This is a genomic window from Clostridium puniceum (assembly GCF_002006345.1).
In the GTDB taxonomy this organism is placed as follows: domain Bacteria; phylum Bacillota; class Clostridia; order Clostridiales; family Clostridiaceae; genus Clostridium; species Clostridium puniceum.
Genome location: NZ_LZZM01000138.1, coordinates 1 through 23,705 on the forward strand (window position 1 = coordinate 1; position 23,705 = coordinate 23,705).

Here is a 23,705-nt window from a genome sequence, read left to right on the forward strand (position 1 = left end):
CTTAAGAATATAGGCTTGATTTTTTATTTCTATTGAAATATTATTAGATAGGAATAATATCAAAAAATATTAAAATAATCAATGGGAAATTATTTCCATTAAATATTAGGAGTGAATGTAATGGGAAATTATATTTTGACCATAACAGCTTTTTTCCAAATTTTTGTTTTTGCGATAATATGTTATTATTTAGTTTTGGGGATATTTGGTCTTTTTAGAAAAAAAGAAAAGAAAAATTACGAACCTAAAAATAAGTTTGCATTATTAATAGCAGCACATAATGAAGAAGTAGTTATTGGTAGTCTTATTGAAAGCATGCTAAAACTAGATTATCCAAAAGAGATGTATGATGTTTTTGTTATTGCAGATAATTGTACAGATGACACAGCTAAAATAGCTAAAAGTTATGGTGTAAATGTATGTGAAAGATTTGCAGAAGACAAAAGAGGTAAAGGTTATGCATTAGAATGGATGTTTGAGAAGTTATTCAATATGGAAAAACAATATGATGCAGTTGCAATATTTGATGCTGATAATCTTGTACATAAAAATTTTGCAAAGGAAATTAATTCTAAGTTACAGGAAGGATATAAAGTTGTTCAAGGCTATATTGATAGTAAAAATCCAGAAGACTCATGGATTGCAGCATCGTATTCTATAGCTTTCTGGACTCAGAATAGAGTGTTTCAGTTAGCGAGGGCAAATGTAGGACTTTCTAATCAAATTGGAGGAACAGGATTTGCTATAGAAACTAATACATTAAAAAAATTAGGCTGGGGTGCTACTTGTTTAACAGAAGATTTAGAGTTTACTTGTAAGCTTGTATTAAATGGTGAAAAAGTAGGCTGGGCTCATGATGCTATTATATATGATGAAAAACCATTAACACTTAAGCAATCATGGAATCAAAGAAAAAGATGGATGCAAGGTTTTACAGATGTTGCTTCAAGATATTTCTTTAAATTATTTAAGCAAGCTATAATTAAAAGAAAATTTTTTATGTTTGACTGTGCATTATATGTATTACAGCCTTTTGTAACGTTGCTAACAGGTGTCGCAGCTGTGTTAACATTGATACAATCGAATACCAGTGGATTAAATATATTTATTATAAATTATTTATTTGATAATCTAGGTCTTGGAGCAGCAGGCTATCAAGCTTTTGCCGTTATTCAATTCTTAATTACACCATTTATACTGGCATTTGATAAAAAAATTACAAAACCATTTTTGGTTATGATGGTGTTATACTCGAGTAATGTTTTTGTAATTCCATTAATAACTGCAAATATTCAAAATTGGATTGTTGCTTGGGCAATTGGGATATTATATAATTTAGCGTTCTTGATATTAACTGGATTACTACTCGGAAAGAAACAATTAATATTATTCTTTAGATTCTGGTTGTATTCTATTTATACATTAACTTGGATACCAATTACGATCCAAGGTATTTTAAATAAGAATAATAAAGAATGGAGTCATACAAAGCATGTTAGAAAAATAGAAATATGTGATGTATAAATATAGAACTTAAAAAATTTACATTTAATTTTAGGAGTGTATTATTAATTAGGATAATACACTCTTTTGATATATATAATTATAGAATTTTTTATGAGAAAAATGCAAAATATAATTGAAAAGTTTAAGATATACTTAAGTTTCTTTTTGACATTAATGAAGAAAGGAAGTATATTTTTATAGAGTAGAAGAATTACGAATAAATAAGAACTGGTGTTCAATGGAGGTTTTTTATGGAATTAAAAAATACTAATACGTATGATGTAACGGACTTAACATCATTAGAAAAATTAGAGCCTGTAAGGATAAGACCAGGAATGTATATAGGTTCTACAGGAAGCAAGGGATTACATCATTGTATATGGGAAATCGTTGATAATGCCATAGATGAAATAACTAATGGATTTGGGAATAAGATAACTATAATTTTAAATGAAGATAAAAGTGTTACGGTTATTGATAATGGAAGAGGTATTCCTACTGGAATTCATCCAGTAAAAAAGAAATCTGGAGTAGAAATGGTATTTACTGAATTACATACAGGTGGAAAGTTTGATAATAAAAATTATAAAACTTCAGGGGGACTTCATGGAGTTGGAGCAGCTGTTGTAAATGCTCTATCAAAATGGCTTGAAGTTGAAGTATATCAAAATGGGAATATATATAGACAAAGATTTGAATATACTTTTGATAAAGAATTAAAAAGAGATATGCCGGGAACAGCTGTTGGAAATTTAAAAGTAATTGGGAAAACAGATAAAGTTGGAAGTAAGATTACTTTCAAACCAGATGGTGAAATTTTTTCAACAATTGATTTTAAATTTGACATAATAGATAGTAGATTACAAGAATTAGCGTTTCAAAATAAAGGTATAACTTTAGAGTTAATAGATAAAAGAAAGGAACAAGAAATAACAAAAGAATACTATTCCGAAAATGGTCTTTTAGATTTTATTAATTACTTAAATGAAAGTAAGACAACAATTCATGAAACACCTATAATATTTGATGGAGAAAGAACTGTTGGAAGTCTTCAAATGTATGGCGAAATATGTATCCAATTTACAGATTCAACAACTGAATATATTGCAAGTTATGTTAATAATATCCCAACAACTGAGGCAGGAACTCATGAAACAGGTTTTAAAACTGGAATGACAAGATCCTTTAAAGATTGGGCAAAGAAGCTTGGTTTGGTTAAGGAAAAAGATAAGGATTTTGAAGGTGACGATTTAAGAGAAGGTATGACGGCTATAGTGAGAATAAAAATCACAAATCCTATCTTTGAAGGTCAAACAAAAACTAAACTTGGAAATAACGAAGCATATACTATGATGAATGATTTGGTTTATACTAAATTTTCTGAATGGATTGAAGATAATAAGACACTTGCAACAAACATAATAAATAATGCACTAGAAGCTGCTAAGAGAAGAGATAAAATTAAGAAAATAAATGAAGCAGAAAAAAGGAAAATCGGAAAAGGAACAGCACCACTTGCTGGTAAGGTTGCTGTATGTACTTTAAAGGATAAAACTATAAATGAATTTATAGTTGTGGAAGGAGACTCGGCTGGAGGTTCTGCAAAGCAAGCTAGAGACAGAAGGTTTCAAACGATTATGCCTTCTAAAGGTAAAATTATGAATACGGAAAAACAAAAGCTTGAAAATGTATTAGCTTCAGAGGAATTGAAAATATTTAATACTGCTGTTGGAACTGGAACATTAGATAATTATAAAGAAGAAGATTTAAAATATGATAAAATAATAATAATGAGTGATGCAGATGTGGATGGATATCACATTAGAACCCTTTGGATGACTTATATTTATAGATATATGAAACCATTAATTGCCAATGGGCATTTATATTTAGCACAACCTCCTTTATATAAAGTGTATAAGGAAACAAAAGGAAAGAGTATAATTAAGTATGCTTATAGTGATGAAGAATTGGAAAAAACAAAAAAAGAAGTTGGTAAAGGTGCGTTAATTCAAAGATATAAAGGTCTTGGTGAAATGAATCCAGATCAATTGTGGGATACAACATTAAATCCAGAAAGTAGAGCACTTCTTCAAGTTAATATAGAAGATGCGGCAAAAGCTGAAAAAATGGTTTCACTACTCATGGGAGATGTTGTAGAACCTAGAAAAAAATATATATATAAATATGGAGAATTTTAATCGGTTAATAGTTATCAATTAAGAGTTAAGGAGTAAAAGCTAAAGGTTTTTCTAAATTATATATTAAAAAATTCAGTAGGAATTTTCAACTAAACTTTTAACTCTTAATTGAAAGAAAGGGGATATTATGGCAAAGAAAAATAATAATGTTATACCTAAAGATAATAATATAATGGGCATTCTTTTAGAAGAAGCAATGCCTGAGAATTTTTTACCATATGCAATAGAAGTTGCAAAAGATAGAGCACTTCCAGATGTTAGAGATGGACTTAAGCCTGTACATAGAAGGATTTTATATGGGGCATATATGCTTAAAGCGTTTCCAGACAAACCGTATTATAAATCTGCTAGAATAGTTGGAGATATTTTAGGTAAATTTCATCCTCATGGAGATACATCTGTATATGAAGCTATGGTAATTTTAGCTCAAGAATTTTCAACTAGAGTGCCTCTTATAGAAGGACATGGAAATTGGGGGTCAATAGATGGGGATGGTGCAGCTGCAATGAGGTATACTGAAGCAAGGTTATCATCTATTGCAATGGAAATGTTACGTGATATTGAAAAAGATACTGTAGATATGGTTCCTAACTACTCAGAAAGTGAAATGGAACCTAAAGTTTTACCAAGTAGATATCCAAACCTATTAGTAAATGGTACTTTTGGTATAGCAGTTGGTCTTGCAACTAACATACCACCACACAATTTAGAAGAAGTAACTAATGGAGTATTAGCTTACATAGATAATAATGAAATAACTACTTCAGAACTTATGGAGTATATAAAAGGTCCAGATTTACCTACAGGTGGAATCTTAATTGGAGAAAATTCTATGTTGTCAGCCTATGAAACAGGAGAAGGAAAAGTTGCATATAGAGCTAAAACTTCAATTGAAAAATTGGAAAATGGAAGATTAGGGATAGTAATAACTGAATTCCCTTATAGGAGAAATAAAGCTAAACTTCTTCAACTAATATCTGAAATGACAGGCGATAAAAGACATGCAAAAGCATTAGAATCAATAACAGATATTAGAGATGAATCTGATAGAAATGGAATAAGAGCTGTAATTGAACTAAAGAAAAATATTGATGAAGATGCCGCAGATAAGGTATTAAAATATCTATTTAAAAAGACTGATTTGCAATGTAACATAAATTTTAATATGGTTGCACTTGCAAATGGAAAGCCAGAAACTATGAGTTTAAAGGCTATAATTAAATATTATGTTGAGCATCAAAAAGAAATAATAACTAGAAGAACTCAAAAAGAACTTGATGTAGCAAAAAAGAGACATCATATTGTTGAAGGATTTATTAAAGCTATAAGTGTATTAGATGAGGTTATAGCCACTATTAGAGGCTCAAAATCAAAAAAAGATGCATCAGACAATTTAATTAGCAAATTTGGATTTTCAGAAGTTCAAGCACAAGCTATATTAGAACTTATGCTTTATAGATTAACAGGTCTTGAGATAGAAATATTTGAAAAAGAATTTGAACAGCTTGAAAAACTTATTAAAAAACTTGAAAAGATTTTATCTAGTGAAAAAGAACTTTTAAAAGTAGTTAAAAGTGAGCTCAAAGAGGTAAGCGATAAATATGGAAATAAAAGAAGAACTGAAATAATTCATGACGACAATGAAAGTAAGATTGATGTTGAAGAGTTAATTGTCGTAGAAGAAGTGATGATTACAATATCAAAGGATGGTTTCATCAAAAGAATACCACTTAAGAACTACAATAGATCAAGTTCAAATCCAGAGGATATTGAATATAGAGAAGGAGATTCGTTAAAATATTTAATAAGCTCAAATACTAAGGATACACTACTTATATTTACGGATAAAGGATTTATGTATCAAACCAAGGGGATTAATATACCTGAGCAGAAGTGGAAAGAAAAAGGTGAAAGATTAGATGAAATAATCAAAACCGTAAATCTAGATAATGAAAATATTGTTGGAGCAGTATCTTTAGATAGTTTTAATCCAAGTAAAGCATTTAGGTTTATAACTAAACGTGGTGGAATGAAATTAAGTTCATTAGAAAAATTCCAAACTGCTTATGGAAGGCTTCAGGCTTTAAAATTAAGAGATGATGATCAAGTAATTGATGTAGCAATAAGAGAATTGGAAGAAGAAAGTAAATTCTTAAAAGTTAAAAGTAAGTTAGGATTGGATTTTACTCTTGAAATGCCAAAGCTTGAAAATACTGCGAGAAACATATTGCCTATTCAATTATTTAACTTTGCACAGGAAGATGAAGTCATAGAAGTTGAAGATACAGAGCAAATTGAATATTTTGAATTGAGTGTTGGGATTACTGATAAGAACAATTTTAAAATGTATGAAAGAATTAAAGAAGATCCTTTAAAGACAAAAACTAATTCATTAAAGGAATTGCTTATTTTTACGAATAAAGGTTATGTTTATAAATTGCCAGTATTTTTAATGAAAAATGTTATGAAGGAAGAAATATCTGTAGAAGCATTTATAGGAAAACTTGAAAAGGGTGAAAAGATAGTTAGCTTAGTTTCAATCGATTCTTATGACGAAGAGTTAGGAGTATATACTTTCACTAAAAGAGGAATGCTTAAAAAGACATTATTAAAGGAATTTGAAGGAGAGCACATTAAACAAGTATGTCATAAATTTAAATTTGATGATGATCAAGTGGTTTCAGCAGAAATAAATCCAATGAAGCTTGGATATTTAGTAATGATAACTAAAAAAGGTATGGGAATAAGATTTCCTGTTGAAAATGTTAATGCAATGGGAAAAGTTGCATCAGGAGTTACAGGAATAAGCTTGAAAGATGAAGATGAAGTTATTTTTGGTAAATATCATAGTAATTATATAAGCAGTGAAGGAAACAGCATAACTTTATCACAAAATAGACTAGAAGTAATATTAATTTCAAAATCTAAAGAAAAAGCAATAGTTAAAATAAATGACATTAAATTACAAAATAGAGCTGGCAGAGGAACGAATATAATTATGGTTGCTCTTGATGATGAAATAAAAAATGTAACTTTAAATTAATTATACGAGGAGGAAATGATATGAAAAAAGTATGTGTATTGTTAGCAGAAGGATTTGAGGAGATCGAAGCATTAACAGTATCAGATGTAATGAGAAGAGCAAATATAACGTGTGATTTAGTTTCTATTAATAAAGATAAACAAGTTAAATCAAGTCATGGTATCATAGTTGAAGCTGATAAACTTTTCGATGATAATATGGAATATGACTTAATAGTAATTCCAGGTGGTATGCCTGGTGCAACTAATTTAAGAGATGATGACAGAGTAATAAACCTCATAAAAAAACAAAATAAAGAGGGAAAATTAATAGGCGCAATTTGTGCAGGACCAATAGCGCTTGGAAGAGCTGACATTATAGAAGGTAGAAAAGTAACTTCTTACCCAGGATATGAAGATGAATTGCTTAATTGTGAATATTCAGAAGATGCAGTAGTTGTTGATGGGAATATAGTCACTAGCAGGGGACCAGCAACAGCTATAGCATTTTCTTATAAATTATTAGAAAAACTTGGCTATGAAAAGCAGGCAGAAGTAATTTCGGCTGGTATGTTATATAAAATGTTTGTAGGATAAAATTATAGTTTTAAATAGTATAAAACACCTCTAAAATTAAAATTTTTTCATTTGCTTTTGAAAAATTTTATTTTGGGGGTGTTACTATAATGTGCTATGAGAGGAGAAATAATGGCAGAAAGATGGTTTATAAAAAATAAAAAAGTTGATTATAAGCAAATGGCTTATAAATATGGAATTACAGAATTTATAAGCAGGCTTATAATAAATAGAGACATTGTAAATGATGATATGATAAAAAGTTACATAAATCCAGAATTTGACAAACTTCATAATCCAAAACATATGAAAGATTTAGAAAAAACAGTAGAGATACTTCGTGATAAAATAAAATCTAAGCAAAAGATAAGAATTGTTGGAGATTATGATGTAGATGGAGTAATTAGTGTTTATATTTTATATACTGCATTAAAATTATGCAGTGCAAATGTAGATTATGAAATACCTGACAGGATAAAAGATGGTTATGGAATAAATAGTAATATAATAAAGCAGGCTAAAGATGATGGTGTAGATACTATTCTAACTTGTGATAATGGGATATCAGCTATAGAGCCAATACAATATGCTAAAGAATTAGGTCTTACTGTAATAGTTACAGATCATCATGATATCCCATTTGCTGAAGATGAAGATAATAATAGAGAATTTATAAAATTAAGTGCAGATGCTATAATAAATCCAAAACAAGAGGAATGTAATTACAAGTTTGAAAAGTTATGTGGAGCAGGAGTGGCATTTAAACTTGTAGAAGTTCTTTATGATAAAATAGGTATAAGTAAAGAAGAAAGTTATAAGTTTATGGAATTTCTTGCTATTGCAACAGTTTGTGATGTAGTGGATTTAGTTGATGAAAATAGGATTTTTGTAAAAAAAGGGTTGGAGTTTATAAATAATACTACCAACTTAGGTTTGCAGGAATTAATAAGAGAATGTGAAATGACAGGAAAAAAATTATCAGTGTATCATTTGGGGTTTATTATAGGACCATGTATAAATGCATGTGGAAGATTAGATTCTGCTAAAAAAGGTTTAGAACTGTTACTTTCAACAGATGAGGAAGAAGCTAATAAACTTGCAAAAGAATTAGTGAAATTAAATGAAGAAAGAAAAGAAATGACAATGGATGGTCTAGAAAGAGCCATAGAAATTATAGAAAAGAATAATATGATAAATGATAAAGTTTTTGTTATCTATATTTCAGATGTACATGAAAGCTTGGCAGGGATAATAGCGGGAAGAATAAGAGAAAAATATAATGTTCCTACTTTAATAATCACAAAATCAGAAAATGGTGCAAAGGGGTCAGCGAGATCGATAGAGGAATATAATATGTTTGAAGAGCTTGTTAAATGTAAAGACTTGCTTGGAAATTTTGGAGGTCATCCGATGGCAGCAGGATTTTCATTAAAGGAAGAGAATATTGATGAATTTAGAAGAAGATTAAATGAAAATACAATACTAAAAGATGAAGATCTACTAAGAAAAGTTACTATTGACTGTGTTTTACCTCTAGATTTAGTAAACTATGAATTAATTAATGACTTAGAAAGATTAGAACCTTTTGGAAAAGCAAATTCTAAACCTTTATTTGCTGAAAAAAATATTAATTTATTGAAGGCTACAATACTCGGCAAGAATAATAATGTATTGAAATTTAAGCTTAAAACAAAGTTAAATAAGTTTTTAGATGCTATTTATTTTGGTGATGTATATGAATTTGAAGAAATGATAAATGATAGATATGGAAGACAAGAATTGCAAAAGCTTTATGATGGAGCATATAATGATGTGAAGTTAGATTTAGTCTTTTATCCGAGTATTAATGAATATAATGGTAATACAAGCATTCAAATAGTAATACAAAATTACCGATAAATTAGAACAGTTCACAATTAATAATTAAAAGAAAGAGTTAAGGAATCAACTCTTTATGAGTTTGAAAATAAAAAATATAATAAACTCATAACTCTTAACTGAATTAAAGGAGTGGTATTTTTGACAAAATACAAAATAATAATGACAGGTGGAGGAACGGCAGGGCATGTGACTCCTAACTTAGCACTGATTCCTAAATTAAGAGAAAATGATTTTGAAATAAAGTATATTGGAAGCAAAGATGGAATTGAAAATGAAATAATAACACAAAATAATATCCCTTTCTTTGGAATTTCGTGTGGGAAATTAAGAAGATATTTTGATGTGAAAAATTTTACTGATCCTTTTAAAATTGTAAAGGGAATTGCACAAGCATTGGTGATATTATCTAAAGAAAAACCAGATGTTATTTTTTCGAAGGGCGGTTTTGTAGCAGTGCCAGTTGTTATTGCGGCATCTATAAAAAAGATACCTGTAGTAGCTCATGAATCTGATATGACACCAGGACTTGCAAATAAATTATCTGCACCTTTTTGTAATAAGTTATGTGTAACTTTCCGTGAAAGCTTAAATTTTGTAAAAGGAGATAAAGGTGTTCTTACAGGCAGCCCTATAAGAAAAGAAATACTTCAAGGTAATAAAAATAAGGGAAAAATAGCTTGTGGGTTTAATAATGATAAAGAAATATTGTTTATTATGGGCGGAAGTCTGGGTTCAAAGCTTATAAATGATGAAGTGAGAAAAAATTTAGAAGTGCTTTTGAAGGAATTTAATATAATTCATATTTGTGGTAAAGGAAATATAGATGAAAGCCTAAAAAATAAAAATGGGTATAAACAGTTTGAATATGTAAGTAAAGAATTGCCGGATTTTATGAAGGCTGCTGATTTTATAATTTCAAGAGCAGGAGCAAATTCTATATTTGAATTTTTAGCATTAAAAAAGCCAACTCTATTAATACCGTTATCAAAAAAGGCTAGTAGAGGAGATCAAATTTTAAATTCTAAATCCTTTAAAAAAGAAGGCTATTCATTAATGTTAGAAGAAGAAGAAATTACACAGGATGTATTGTATAAGAAAATTTTAGAACTCAAGGAAAGAAAAGAAGAACTTATTAGTAATATGGATAGAAGTCAGGCCCAAAATGGAGTGGATTCAATAATACAAGTATTATTAAATAGTATAAATAAATAAAATTATATAAGGCATATTCTCAAAATAATAAGTCAGCATGTTAACTGATGTCGAGATATACGTCTTAAGTATATTCACCTGATAGCTTCACGATGAGGTGAATTATGCTTCTTTATCTATAACGAAGTATAATTCACATCATTGACTTGTTACTTTCTTTTGTATGCCTAATTATTATTTAAAATAATACAAATTGCAAACAAATCTTGCAAAAAAAAATATGTGAGATATAATAAAAGAGTAAGTTCGTTTTAGTGAATAATAAAGTTAATTATTTAACAAGAAGATGAGGTGCTATTTAAATGAAGAAAGTGTCAATCATTTATTGGAGCTGTGGGGGTAATATAGAATTATTAGCAAACGTTATGGGAGATGGTGCTAGGGAAAAAGGGGCAGATGTAACCATAAAACATGTTGGAGATGCTACTATAGAAGATGTTTTGGAAGCGGATTCAGTTGCATTTGGAAGCCCAGCAGTAGATTCCACTAAAATAGAACAACAAGAAATGAAACCATTTCTAGAACAATTAAAGGACTTAAATCAAGAAAATGAAAGCAAAAATTGCATTTTATTTGGAACCTATGGATGGATTGAAGATACTTTTATGAAAGTATGGAAAGATGAAATGATATCTTATGGGTTCAATGTAATTGGAGACTTAGCAGTTAAAGATTCACCAACTAAGACCCAAACTAATCTTATTAGAAAATTAGGTGGAGAACTAGTTAAATAATATAGAGAATGAAATATTATAAATAGTTTTATTTATAATATTGTTTATGTGTGTAATTTTGGAGAAAAACTTTAAAGGCTAATTATTTAGTGTGTTTATTAGGTGGTCTTTAAGACTTACTTATATAAAAAAATTTAAATTACTAAATTTAAGTTTTAAAAATAGAAAGAGGGGTCAACGCGATGAGAAAAATGAAAACTATGGATGGTAATACTGCAGCAGCTCACGTATCTTATGCATTTACAGAAGTTACTGCAATATACCCAATCACACCATCATCACCAATGGCAGAACATGTAGATGAATGGGTAGCACAAGGAAGAAAAAATATATTTGGACAACCTGTAAGAGTTATGGAAATGCAATCAGAAGCTGGAGCAGCTGGTGCAGTTCATGGATCTTTACAAGCTGGAGCATTAACAACAACTTATACTGCTTCACAAGGGTTATTATTAATGATACCAAACATGTACAAAATTGCTGGTGAAATGTTACCAGGAGTATTTCATGTATCAGCTAGAGCATTAGCTACTTCTGCTTTAAACATATTTGGAGATCACCAAGACGTTATGGCAGCAAGACAAACTGGTTTTGCAATGCTTGCAGAAGGATCAGTTCAAGAAGTTATGGATTTAGCTCCAGTTGCTCATTTAACAGCAATTAAAACAAGAATTCCATTCTGCAATTTCTTCGATGGATTTAGAACATCTCATGAAATTCAAAAAATTGAAGTTTTAGAATATGATGAATTAGCTAAATTAGTAGACTATGAAGCATTAGCTGCATTCAGATCTAGAGCTTTAAATCCAGATCATCCTGTAACTAGAGGAACTGCTCAAAATGCAGATATCTATTTCCAAGAAAGAGAATCAGTTAACAAGTTCTATGATGAACTTCCAGAAGTAGTTGAAAGCTATATGGCTGAAATTACTAAATTAACAGGTAGAGAATATCACTGTTTTGATTACTATGGAGCACAAGATGCTGATAGAGTAATCATAGCTATGGGTTCTGCTACTGACGTTTGTGAAGAAACTATAGATTACTTAAACGCTAATGGACAAAAAGTTGGTGTTGTTAAAGTAAGATTATTCAGACCATTCTCAAATGAAAAATTATTAGCGGCTATTCCAAAGACAGCCAAGAAAATTGCTGTTTTAGATAGAACTAAAGAACCAGGAGCTGCTGGTGAACCACTATACCTAGATGTAAGAAATGCATTCTTCGGACAAGCAGATGCACCAATCGTTGTTGGTGGTAGATTCGGTTTAGGTTCAAAGGATCCAAATCCAGGACATATTGCTGCAGTTTATGCTAACTTAGCACAAGAAGCACCAAAGAATGGATTCACAATTGGAATCAATGATGACGTTACAAATACTTCATTAGAAGTAACTGAAGATATAGATGCTACTCCAGAAGGAACTACAGCTTGTAAGTTCTGGGGATTAGGATCAGATGGTACTGTTGGAGCAAACAAGAGTGCAATCAAGATTATTGGAGATCATACAGACATGTATGCTCAAGGATACTTCTTCTATGATTCAAAGAAATCAGGTGGAATTACAGTATCTCACTTAAGATTTGGTAAGAAAGCAATTAAGTCACCATACTTAATAAACAAAGCAGACTTTGTTTCATGTTCTAACCAATCATACATCCACAAATACAATGTACTTGATGGATTAAAGCCAAATTCTACTTTCTTATTAAATACTATCTGGAGTCCAGAAGATTTAGAAGAAAAGTTACCAGCTTCATATAAGCAATTTATAGCTAAAAACAACGTTAAGTTCTATACTATAAATGCTGTAGGAATTGCTCAAGAAATTGGTCTTGGCGGAAGAATCAACATGATAATGCAATCAGCTTTCTTTAAGCTTGCTAACATTATTCCAGTTGAAGATGCTGTTAAGTACTTAAAAGATGCTGTTGTATCTTCTTATGGTAAGAAGGGTGAAAAAGTTGTTAACATGAACAATGCAGCTATCGATAAAGGTGTTGAAGCAATGGTAGCAATTAATGTACCAGAAGCTTGGAAAACAGCTGTAGATGCAGAAGTTGCGGATACTAAGAAGAAATCAGACTTTGTTAAGAATATAGTTATCCCAATGAACAGACAAGAAGGTGATGCGCTTCCAGTTTCAACATTTGTAGGAATGGAAGATGGTACATTTGAACAAGGTACTGCTGCTTTCGAAAAGAGAGGTATTGCAGTAAATGTTCCTGAATGGGATTCAGAAAAATGTATCCAATGTAATCAATGTTCATATGTATGTCCACATGCTGTAATAAGACCATTCTTATTAACAGAAGCTGAAAAGAATGCTGCTCCAGAAATAGTAACAGCAGTTGCAGCTAAGGGATTAAAGACAGAAGAACCATTATTCTACAGTATGGGAATTTCACCATTAGATTGTAGTGGTTGTGGAAACTGTGCTCAAATATGTCCAGCACCAGGAAAAGCGTTAGTTATGAAACCACAAGAAAGTCAACACGTTAGAATTCCAGGATGGGATTATTTAACTGAAGATATATCAGTAAAGGCTAACCCAATGAATAAGAACACAGTTAAAGGTAGTCAATTTGAACAACCATTACTTGAGTTCTCTGGAGCTTGTGCTGGTTGTGGAGAAACTCCATATGCTAAGCTTATAACTCAATTATTTGGAGACAGAATGATGATTGCTAATGCAACTGGATGTTCATCAATTTGGGGTGGATCAGCACCTTCGACTCCATACACAACTAACAAAGAAGGACATGGTCCAGCTTGGGCTAATTCATTATTCGAAGATAATGCTGAATATGGATTAGGTATGTTCTTAGGTGTTAAATCAATGAGACAAAGAATTGGTTCAAAAGCAGAAGAAGCTATAAAAGCTGGTGATGCTGCAAGTGCTGAATTACAAGATTGGTTAAACAATATTGATGAAAGTGCTGGTACTAGAGAAAGAGCTGCTAAATTAGTTGCTGCTTTAGAAAAATCTGGATCGGATATAGCTAAGTCTATATTAGAAGATAAAGAATACTTCGTTAAGAGATCTCAATGGATCTTCGGAGGAGATGGATGGGCATACGATATCGGATACGGTGGAGTTGACCATGTATTAGCATCAGGAGAAGATGTAAACATATTTGTATTTGATACAGAAGTTTACTCAAATACAGGTGGTCAATCATCTAAATCTACTCCAACTGCTGCAATAGCTAAATTTGCTGCAAGTGGTAAAAAGACTAAGAAAAAAGATCTTGGTATGATGGCTATGACTTATGGTTATGTATATGTAGCTCAAGTTAACATGGGAGCTGATAAGAATCAAGTTCTTAAAGCAATTGCAGAAGCAGAAGCTTATAAAGGACCATCGTTAATAATTGCTTATGCACCATGTATTAACCATGGATTAAGAATTGGTATGGGTAACAGCCAAGAAGAAGCTAAGAGAGCTACTGAATCAGGATACTGGGGAATGTACAGATTCAATCCAGAATTAAAAGAAGCTGGAAAGAATCCATTTAGCTTAGATTCTAAAGAACCAAAATCAGACTTTAAGGAATTCTTAATGGGAGAAGTTAGATACTCTTCACTTGCTAAGGCATTCCCAGAACAAGCTGAAGCTTTATTTGAAAAGACTAAGAAAGATGCTATGGAAAGATTAGAAGGATACAAGAAATTAGCTAATCAACAATAGTATTAAAAATGATTAAATAACTAAATTTGCGCGAAAATAAAGAAGTTACTTATTTATAGAAATTATTCTATAAATAGTGGCTTCTTTTTTATGAATAATTAATTAATCAGTTTTTTTTATTTTAGGGTTTTAATTTTATTCGATAAAGGGTAAAATTGAATTAGGTATAGATACCTAGAACCTAAAGGAGGTCAAATTATGGAAAAAGATTTAGAAAAATGCGGATGTAATAGTGAAGAAGGAACTTGTGGTTGTGGTGGACATAATCATGATGATAAGGAACATGAATGTTGTGGTGGACATGATCATGAACATGAATGTGGTTGTGGATGCAATGATGATGAAGAAAGCTTCGTTATAGATTTAGAAGATGAAAATGGAAATGTAGTTACATGTCCTATAATCGATGAATTTGAATTTGAAGAAAAAGTATATTACTTAGCTCAAAATCCAGAAGAAGATTCAGTATATCTTTTTAGACTTGATGATGAAGAACTTGTAGTTCCTGAGGAAGAAGAATTTGATAGGGTATCAGCTTATTATCAAGATGAATTAGTGGGTGAAGAATAATAAAAAACGGCCTTGGTGATTTTTACCAAGGCCGTTTGTTTATGGAGATAAAAATATAATATAATTTTTGAAGTGATAAATATTAATAAAATAATTTAAAAATGAATGATAAATAGGGAAAGATGAAGGAGGAAATTTAAAAGAGATTTCTATATGTAAAATTTAATGAATTACGAAGTGATTTTATTCTAAATTATTAATTATTCAGTATTAATTGTTCGTTGATTAACAGAAGATGAGCAAGCATATTGTTTACAATTTAATGTATTAATGATATATTTTTAATATGTGACAAGAATATACAAATAGAATTAAGACAGCTCCAAAATAACTGATCAATATGTTAGCTTATTGCATAATATTGTACTCTAAAGTTGCAATTAATAATTTAAGAATAAAAATATAAATTATTGATACCAATATATGCTTATATATGGAAAGTTATTTTTGTGTCTAACTGGAGGGAATAAAGCAATGCAATTATCTAAGAAAGCGGGCAATATGAGTCCATCCATTACATTAGCAATTACGGCTAAAGCAAATGAATTAAAAAGTCAAGGGGTTGATGTGGTGAGCTTTGGCGCTGGGGAGCCAGATTTTAACACACCAGAAAATATAATTCAAGCTGCTATAAAAGCAATGCATGATGGAAAAACTAAATATACTCCAGCAGGAGGTATATTAGAGTTAAAACAAGCTATATGTGAAAAGTTTAGAAAAGACAATAATCTAGAGTATAAGCCAAGCCAAATAACAATTTCAACTGGAGGTAAACAATGTTTAGCTAATGCTTTAATGGCTATTTTAAATCCGGAAGATGAAGTGTTAATTCCAGTACCATATTGGGTTAGTTATCCTGAATTAGTAAAATTGGCTGATGGGGTGCCGGTATTTGTGGAAACATCTAAAGAAAATAATTACAAATATACAGTAGCTGATTTAGAAAAGGTTACTACAGATAAAACTAAGGCAATAATAATAAATAGTCCAAACAATCCAACAGGAACTATTTATCATGAAGAAGAATTGTTGGAAATTGCTAACTTTGCTAAAGAACATGATTTGTTAATTCTATCCGACGAAATTTATGAGAAATTAATATATGATGGAGAAAAGCATATAAGTATAGCGACTTTAAATGAAGATGCATATGAGAGAACAATAGTTATAAATGGTTTGTCTAAAACATATGCAATGACAGGATGGAGATTAGGATATGTAGCTGCAAGTGAACAAATAACTAAACTTATGACTAGTATTCAAAGTCATATGACATCGAATGTAAATTCAATAACACAATATGCAGCAATAGAAGCATTTAATGGGCCGGTAGAAGATTTAAATAATATGATAAAAGAATTTGAAAATAGAAGAAATTTTATGATATATAAGTTGGAAAAATTAAGCGAGATATCAATTATAAAGCCAAGTGGAGCATTTTATATTATGGTTAATATATCTGCATACTTAAAAACTACTTTTAGGGATCAAGTTATTAATAACTCGGTGGATTTTGCAAAAGTGTTATTAGAAGAAGAAAAGGTTGCAGTAATACCTGGATCAGGATTTGGATTAGATGATTATATAAGATTATCTTATGCAACATCTATGGATATAATAGAAACTGGAATAGATAGAATTTCAATATTTTTAAGTAAAATTAAATAATAAATTGATAGATACCTAATGTGAAAATCATACTTATGATAATATCTTAGTGAAATAAATGGTAATTTGATTTGAAAATCCTTAAAATAAATACTCTGTATTTTTATTTTTGGTATATTTGAAATTAGGTATCTATACTATTATGTAATTGTTAATAATATTTAATTCTAAATACTTAGTTATTTTAATAAAATTTAATTAGTAAAAATGAGTGTTTAGAATTAAATATTAAAGGTGGGTATTTAAAAGTGAAAAAACTTGCTATATTTGATATAGATTATACTATTACAAAAAAAGAAACCTTGATGGAATTGTTTAAGTATTCAATAAAAATAGATAAAAGAAATATTCGTTTTTTGCCTAGAGCTATATTTTGTGGAAGTATGTATATGTTAAAATTATATGATGAGAGAAAAGTAAAAGAAAAATTTCTAAAGTTTATAGATGGAATAAAAGAAAAAGATTTAGCGGAACTTGTGAAAGGTTTTTATAATTACAAATTAAAAACAATACTATATGAAGATGCATTAAATATGATAAAGAAACTTAAAAGTGAAGATTATGATATATATTTAATTTCTGCATCGCCTGAATTTTATGTTAATGAATTTTATAATATAAAAGAAGTGGATAAAATAATAGGAACAAAATTTAATTTTACAAATGGAGTTTTTGTGAGAAAAATGGATGGAGAAAATTGCAAAGGTGAAGAAAAAGTAAGGCGATTAAAGGAATTTCTTAAAACAGAAAAAATAGAAGTTGATTTTAAAGAATCATATATGTTCTCAGATTCTTTATCAGATAAACCTTTATTGGATTTAGTTGGGAAACCATATTTAATAAATTACAAAAAAAGTCACCATATAGAAATACTTAAGTGGAAATAAAAGGTGAATGCTGATTGAAGATGAAAAATGGAGTTATTGACAGTAAATTATACAAAAAAGAGAGGGAGAGATATGGGAGAAAAAATAATATATGAAGTATTAAGAGTAATAGAGGGAAAACCTATTTTTTTAGAAAATCATTTTAAACGAATGAAAAATTCGTTTGAATTAATAGATGAAAAAGTTACATTAATTTATGGTGACATAAGCAATAAAGTATATGAGCTGATAAAAAATGAAAATAAATTAGAAGGTAATATAAAAATAACATACGAAGTATACAGTAAGACATTAAAAATATTTTTTATAGAACATTCATATCCTTCAGCTGAAATGTATGAAAATGGAGTTAAAACAATATTATATTTTGGAGAGAGAGAGAATCCAAATGCAAAAATAGTAAATGAAAATTTTAGAGAAAAAATAAATAAAGAAATAAAAGATAATAATGCTTATGAAGCTATATTAGTTGACTCAAATGGATATATAACAGAAGGAAGCAGATCTAATATATTTATGGTTAAGGGAAATAGACTTTTAACATCACCTGTTAAAGCGGTTTTGCCGGGAATCACTAGACAAGAAATTATAAAATTGGCAGAAAAACTAAAGATAGAGGTTGAAGAGGTTGAATATAAATACTTAGATATAAACAAATTAGATGGAATGTTTATTTCGGGAACGTCGCCTAAAGTATTGCCAATAAAATCAATAAATGATATAAATTTAGATCCTAATGCTGGTATCATTAGAAAATTAATGATCGAATATGATAATAAAGTTAATCAATATATAAAAAGTCATTAATAATGATATTAATTGTTATTTTGTGTAAAATAATATGAATTATTAAAATAATGGATATAAAATTAAACTAGGCTGTGGTATACTTAATTTACGAAGTATTTTTTATGGAGGAGATAGTTATGAGTTTAAAGTTTTCTGCAACATCAGTGGATGAATGCCTTGAAAAAGCATCTTCTGAATTGAATATTTCTAAAGAAGCTCTTAAATATAGGGTGACTAAAGAAGAAAAGAAATTTTTTAAAAAGAAAGTGGAAATAGAAATAATAGAAAGCGAAGAAAATGAAAATAAGAATGATAAAAATGAAACTATCGATAATTTGAAAGAAGAACAAAAAATAGAGGGTACAAAAGAATTTTTTGGGGCTAAAGTAGAAGCGGGAAAAATAATAGTAACAGACTCCCCAAATGAAGATGATATTATCACAATTAAAGCATGTCCAGGTGTAAATTTATATATTAATGGTGAAATAAGTAATCAAATAACACCTGTAACATCAAAAGATAAAATTGAATACCAATTTGATGAAATTGAGCCGGTTAGAAGTGCTGATATATCGATTACAACTGATAGAATGGAAGTATATGTAAATGTGAAATCTACACCGATACATATATATGAGTTGGAAGATCAAGAATATAGCAAAAAATTAACGCTTACAAAGAAAAAAGTAGGCGATAAGCATCCGCCTAAATATACTCTAAAAGAATTGAGTGACTTATTGGCAAGCAAAGGTGTTCGTTATGGAATTATAAAGGAAGAACTTCAAATCATAAGTGAGGAATACGAAGCGTTTAATAAATTAGTAGCTAAAGGATTACCTGTTATAGATGACGTATCAGATGAAATTCAACTTTTATTTAAAGAATCAGAAGAACTACATTATAAAGATACAGAAGAAAAGGTGGACTATAGAAATAGATTTTTAATTGCCAATGCTAAGGCTGGCGATATTATAGGGAAAATAGTTCCGGGAAACACTGGAAGTGATGGGCAAGATATATTTGGAACACCACTGAAAAGAAAAACAGCTAAAAAAGTTGTTTTTAAAATTGGCGAAGGATGTAAACTAGAAAATAACAATGTTATAGCAACTACAGAAGGAAAACCTGCTTTTAAGGCCAATACTTTTGTAGTAAACAAGCTATATAAGGTAGATCAAGTTGACTTGAAAAGTGGTAATATAGATTTTGTTGGAAATGTTGAAGTTGTTGGAGCTGTTGAAGAAGCAATGGAAGTTAAAGCAGGAAATGAACTTAGTGTTGGAAAAAATGTAGAAGCGGCATTGATAAGAGCGTCAGGCCGAATTACCATTGGTGGAAATGTATTAAATTCAACAATAACTGCAGGCAGTGAAAATGTAGAAAGAAGACAATATTACGATAATCTAGTAAACTTGAAATCTGTAATAAAGGAATTAGGAGCATCAGCAGAACAGGTAAGGGAAAATAATTTGTTAGGTCAACGACAATATGGGGAAATTGTTAAAATATTAATAGAAAATAAATTTAAATCATTACCTAAATTATCAAGAAATATTTTGAATTATAATATGTCACAAGGTGTTCAACAGAGCGAAATAACTACATTTATAATTAATAAATTATTAGGAATGGGACCATTAAAATTAAAAGAATTTAAAGAAATAAAGAATTTTCAAGAAATAGTAGAAGAAGAAGTTGAAGAGATTGAAAATTTAATAGTGATTCCAGCTGATGTTTATTTAGAGTATGCACAAGGATCTACTATAGAAGCATCAGGAAGTGTTTTTATAACAGGAAAAGGACAATATACATCTAATATAATAGCTTTAAATAATATAGAATTTCTAAGTGATAATTCTGTTTGCAGAGGTGGGACATTATCTGCCGGTGCAGAAATAAAACTAAAGACTGTGGGAAGTGTAGCCGGTGTTAGTACCATATTAAAAGTTCCTAAAAAAGGACGTATTACAGCTGCAGTAGCTTATAATAATACAATTTTTTGTTTTGGTGAAAAGCAAATTATGTTGGAGGTTTCATCAAAAAATGTAGAAGTGTATTTAGATAAAGCTGGAGAAATAACAATTGATAAATTTGTCTTATAGGAGGATTAGTAACAATGTCAAGTAATGAAAATAAGATGTTGATATTTGGTCTTAATGGAGAACATTATGCAACCGATATTAAAGAAGTTGAAAGAATTTTAGGGTATCAAGAACCTACTGTTCTTCCAGATGCACCTATCTTTGTGAAGGGAGTAATAAATTATGAACAAAGTATACTTCCAATAATAAGTTTATCAAAAAAATTTAATTTGGGAGAAGATAGGGATAGTGAAAATAGAAAGATAATAGTTGTAAAACGAAATGAAAATAAATTTGGAATTATTGTAGAAAATGTTTATGAAGTAAGAGATGTTAGTAATGATTTGATGGAAGCTGCACCACCTATAACAGCGACAATAGATAAAAAATATATTGCAGGATTAATAAAATTAGAAAATAATATAGTTATTTTATTAGATTTAGAAAAGATATTGTCTTCAGAGGATGAAGAAAATATCTTTTAGGGGGTAAAAATGGTAAGTACTGAAATAAAAGTTGGAATAGCTGATCTAAATGTTGTACTAGATCCTGGTTCAATTATGACAATAGGACTTGGATCTTGTATAGGAATAGCCTTGTATGATAAGACGATAAAAGTGGCAGGATTAGCACATATAATGCTTCCTGATAGTACTCAATTTAAAAGTAATACAAACCCCATGAAATTTGCAGATTTAGCAATTCCAATGTTAATTGAAAAAATGGAAAAAGAAGGATGCAGCAAAAGAAATATTATAGCTAAAATTGCTGGAGGAGCTTCTATGTTTAATTTTTCTGATAAAAGTATAATAAGCGATATTGGAAAGAGAAACAGTGATGCAGTGAAGAAGGCTTTAAAAGATGAATCGATTCGAATTATGGCAGAAGAAATAGGTGGTAATAAGGGTAGAACAATGATTCTTAAAGCTAACGATGGAAGTGTAATACTAAAGGTTGTAGGGCAAGGAATTATTGAATTATAAAGGAAGGTGTGATATGGATGGATAAAATAAAAATTGTAGTTGTTGATGATTCTGCTTTTATGAGAAAAGCAATATCCGATATGATAGAAGCTGAAAAAGACTTCGAAGTAGTTGCAAAATTAAGAGATGGAAGAGAATTAATTGAAAAGGTAGATAAATATAATCCAGACATTATCACGTTGGACGTACATATGAAAGACCTGGATGGTCTTGCAACGCTTAAAGAATTAAAAAGGTTAGATAAAAATTATCCAATATTAATGGTTAGTAGTTCAACAACAGAAGGTTCAGAATTAACCTTAGAATGTTTAGATAATGGAGCTATTAGTTTTATTACTAAACCATCAGGAAGTATTTCTTTAGATATAATAAAAGTGCAAAAAAACCTAGTAGAAGAAATAAGAAGTATAACAAGTAATATTAAAGCTAAAAGAAAATTTAATAATATAGGTAATAATAATTTTTATGTTAACAGTAATAATATAGTTAGCAATACAATTGAGGTAAAGGAAAAAAGTGTGAATAGTTCATGGTCTATACCAAAAAATAGAAAGATTGATGCAGTTGTAATTGGAGCGTCTACTGGAGGACCTAAGGCACTTCAAGAAGTATTAACTAAATTTCCTGCAAATTTAGGAGTTCCAGTTTTTGTGGTTCAACATATGCCAGAAGGTTTTACTAAAGTATTTTCAGAAAGATTAGATAAGGCATGTGCAATGAGAGTTGTTGAAGCAGCAGAAGGAATGAGGATAAATAAGGATACCATATATATTGCTAAAGGTGGTCAACATATGACTGTTGGAGCTAATAATGTAATACGATTAAATGAAGAACCACCTATATGGGGAGTTAGACCAGCAGTGGATAAATTATTCAATTCAGCTATAAAAGTATATGGCGGAAATCTAGTATCTGCAATTTTGACTGGAATGGGGAGAGATGGCGCTGATGGAACTAGCAATATAAAAGATAGTGGAGGTATAACAATTTCAGAAGATAAATCTACATGTACAATTTATGGAATGCCAAAAGCTGCATTTGAAACAGGAAAAGTAGATTTAGTAGCTCCACTTAATGAAATAGCTGGCAGGATAATAAAAATAGTCAAAGGAGTATAGAAGAAGAATGGATTTTAATGAATTTCATAAATGGATTTATAAAGAATTAGGTATAAATCTATCAGCATACAAACCAGAACAACTTAATAGAAGAATAAATAGTTTAATGACTAGAGTTGGAATAAAATCATTAGATGAATATTCGAAAGTAATAAAAAACAATTCAGAACAAAGACAAAAGTTCTTGGATTTTATTACAATAAATGTGACAGAGTTTTTTAGAAATCCAGAATTGTTTGTTGATTTAGAAAAACAAATAGCCCAAGAATTATTACATAATAATCCGAGTTTAAAAATATGGAGTGCTGCTTGTTCAATAGGATGTGAACCATATACAATAGGAATAATATTAAATAAATTATCGCCAAATGGACGACATAATATAATAGCGACTGATATAGATGATACTATACTTGCAAGGGCTAAAATGGGAGAATATACACAAAATGAGATGAAAGGTGTAAATAATTCAGATTTAAGTAAATATTTTTCCATAAAGGACGATAAATATTATATAGACTCTAAAGTTAAGAATATGGTAACTTTCAAAAAGCATGATTTGATTTTAGATAAATATGATACTGGCTTTGATTTAATTGTATGCCGAAATGTTGTTATTTATTTTAACAACGATATAAAACAAGAAATTTATAAAAAATTTAGTAATTCATTAAAAAAAGGTGGGCTTTTATTTGTAGGAGCTACGGAAAGCATTTATAATTATAGAGATTATGGCTTTGAAAAAGCATCAACCTTTATTTATAAAAAAATATAAAGGAGGAATAA

Annotated in this window: 17 protein-coding genes; all 17 read left to right on the forward strand. The window is 29.6% G+C overall.

Going from position 1 to position 23,705, the window contains the following annotated elements:
• Window positions 1–120: 120 nt before the first annotated feature.
• A complete protein-coding gene (locus CLPUN_RS10390; protein WP_077847210.1) occupies window positions 121–1,524 on the forward strand; it encodes a glycosyltransferase family 2 protein in 1,404 nt (467 codons plus the stop codon).
• A 233-nt stretch (window positions 1,525–1,757) separates the two neighbouring features.
• Entirely contained in the window at window positions 1,758–3,707 is a 1,950-nt protein-coding gene (locus CLPUN_RS10395) for a DNA gyrase/topoisomerase IV subunit B (RefSeq protein WP_077847211.1), read from the forward strand.
• Window positions 3,708–3,834: 127 nt separating this feature from the next.
• A complete protein-coding gene (locus tag CLPUN_RS10400) occupies window positions 3,835–6,750 on the forward strand; it encodes a DNA topoisomerase IV subunit A (RefSeq protein WP_077847212.1) in 2,916 nt (971 codons plus the stop codon).
• Window positions 6,751–6,770: 20 nt separating this feature from the next.
• Complete coding sequence (locus CLPUN_RS10405; RefSeq protein ID WP_077847213.1) at window positions 6,771–7,325, forward strand: DJ-1 family glyoxalase III; 555 nt, start codon at window positions 6,771–6,773, stop codon at window positions 7,323–7,325.
• Between the two features lie 111 nt (window positions 7,326–7,436).
• The gene (gene recJ / locus CLPUN_RS10410; RefSeq protein ID WP_077847214.1) at window positions 7,437–9,203 is read left to right on the forward strand and encodes a single-stranded-DNA-specific exonuclease RecJ; all 1,767 of its coding nucleotides are present in this window, start codon (window positions 7,437–7,439) and stop codon (window positions 9,201–9,203) included.
• 120 nt (window positions 9,204–9,323) lie between these two features.
• The gene (locus tag CLPUN_RS10415) at window positions 9,324–10,397 is read left to right on the forward strand and encodes an undecaprenyldiphospho-muramoylpentapeptide beta-N-acetylglucosaminyltransferase (RefSeq protein ID WP_077847215.1); all 1,074 of its coding nucleotides are present in this window, start codon (window positions 9,324–9,326) and stop codon (window positions 10,395–10,397) included.
• Between the two features lie 302 nt (window positions 10,398–10,699).
• Window positions 10,700–11,131, forward strand: coding sequence for a flavodoxin domain-containing protein (locus CLPUN_RS10420; protein ID WP_077847216.1), 432 nt, complete (start codon window positions 10,700–10,702; stop codon window positions 11,129–11,131).
• Between the two features lie 182 nt (window positions 11,132–11,313).
• Window positions 11,314–14,823 carry a pyruvate:ferredoxin (flavodoxin) oxidoreductase gene (gene nifJ / locus CLPUN_RS10425; RefSeq protein ID WP_077847217.1) on the forward strand — a complete coding sequence of 1,170 codons (3,510 nt, stop codon included), beginning with the start codon at window positions 11,314–11,316 and terminating at the stop codon, window positions 14,821–14,823.
• Window positions 14,824–15,021: 198 nt separating this feature from the next.
• Window positions 15,022–15,393 (forward strand): DUF1292 domain-containing protein, encoded by a 372-nt coding sequence (locus CLPUN_RS10430; protein WP_077847218.1) that lies wholly within the window; start codon window positions 15,022–15,024, stop codon window positions 15,391–15,393.
• 474 nt (window positions 15,394–15,867) lie between these two features.
• Window positions 15,868–17,061, forward strand: coding sequence for a pyridoxal phosphate-dependent aminotransferase (locus CLPUN_RS10435; RefSeq protein WP_077847219.1), 1,194 nt, complete (start codon window positions 15,868–15,870; stop codon window positions 17,059–17,061).
• A 248-nt stretch (window positions 17,062–17,309) separates the two neighbouring features.
• Window positions 17,310–17,948, forward strand: a complete 639-nt coding sequence (locus CLPUN_RS10440; RefSeq protein WP_077847220.1) for an HAD-IB family hydrolase — start codon at window positions 17,310–17,312, stop codon at window positions 17,946–17,948.
• Window positions 17,949–18,020: 72 nt separating this feature from the next.
• Window positions 18,021–18,755, forward strand: a complete 735-nt coding sequence (locus CLPUN_RS10445) for an aminotransferase class IV (protein WP_077847275.1) — start codon at window positions 18,021–18,023, stop codon at window positions 18,753–18,755.
• Between the two features lie 119 nt (window positions 18,756–18,874).
• Window positions 18,875–20,839, forward strand: coding sequence for a flagellar assembly protein A (locus CLPUN_RS10450; protein ID WP_077847221.1), 1,965 nt, complete (start codon window positions 18,875–18,877; stop codon window positions 20,837–20,839).
• 14 nt (window positions 20,840–20,853) lie between these two features.
• Complete coding sequence (locus tag CLPUN_RS10455; protein ID WP_077847222.1) at window positions 20,854–21,303, forward strand: chemotaxis protein CheW; 450 nt, start codon at window positions 20,854–20,856, stop codon at window positions 21,301–21,303.
• A 9-nt stretch (window positions 21,304–21,312) separates the two neighbouring features.
• A complete protein-coding gene (locus CLPUN_RS10460) occupies window positions 21,313–21,801 on the forward strand; it encodes a chemotaxis protein CheD (RefSeq protein WP_077847223.1) in 489 nt (162 codons plus the stop codon).
• A gap of 17 nt (window positions 21,802–21,818) precedes the next feature.
• A complete protein-coding gene (locus tag CLPUN_RS10465; protein WP_077847224.1) occupies window positions 21,819–22,919 on the forward strand; it encodes a protein-glutamate methylesterase/protein-glutamine glutaminase in 1,101 nt (366 codons plus the stop codon).
• A 7-nt stretch (window positions 22,920–22,926) separates the two neighbouring features.
• Window positions 22,927–23,694: a CheR family methyltransferase gene (locus CLPUN_RS10470; RefSeq protein WP_077847225.1), complete on the forward strand. Its 768-nt coding sequence runs from the start codon at window positions 22,927–22,929 to the stop codon at window positions 23,692–23,694.
• The last annotated feature ends 11 nt before the right edge of the window (window positions 23,695–23,705 follow it).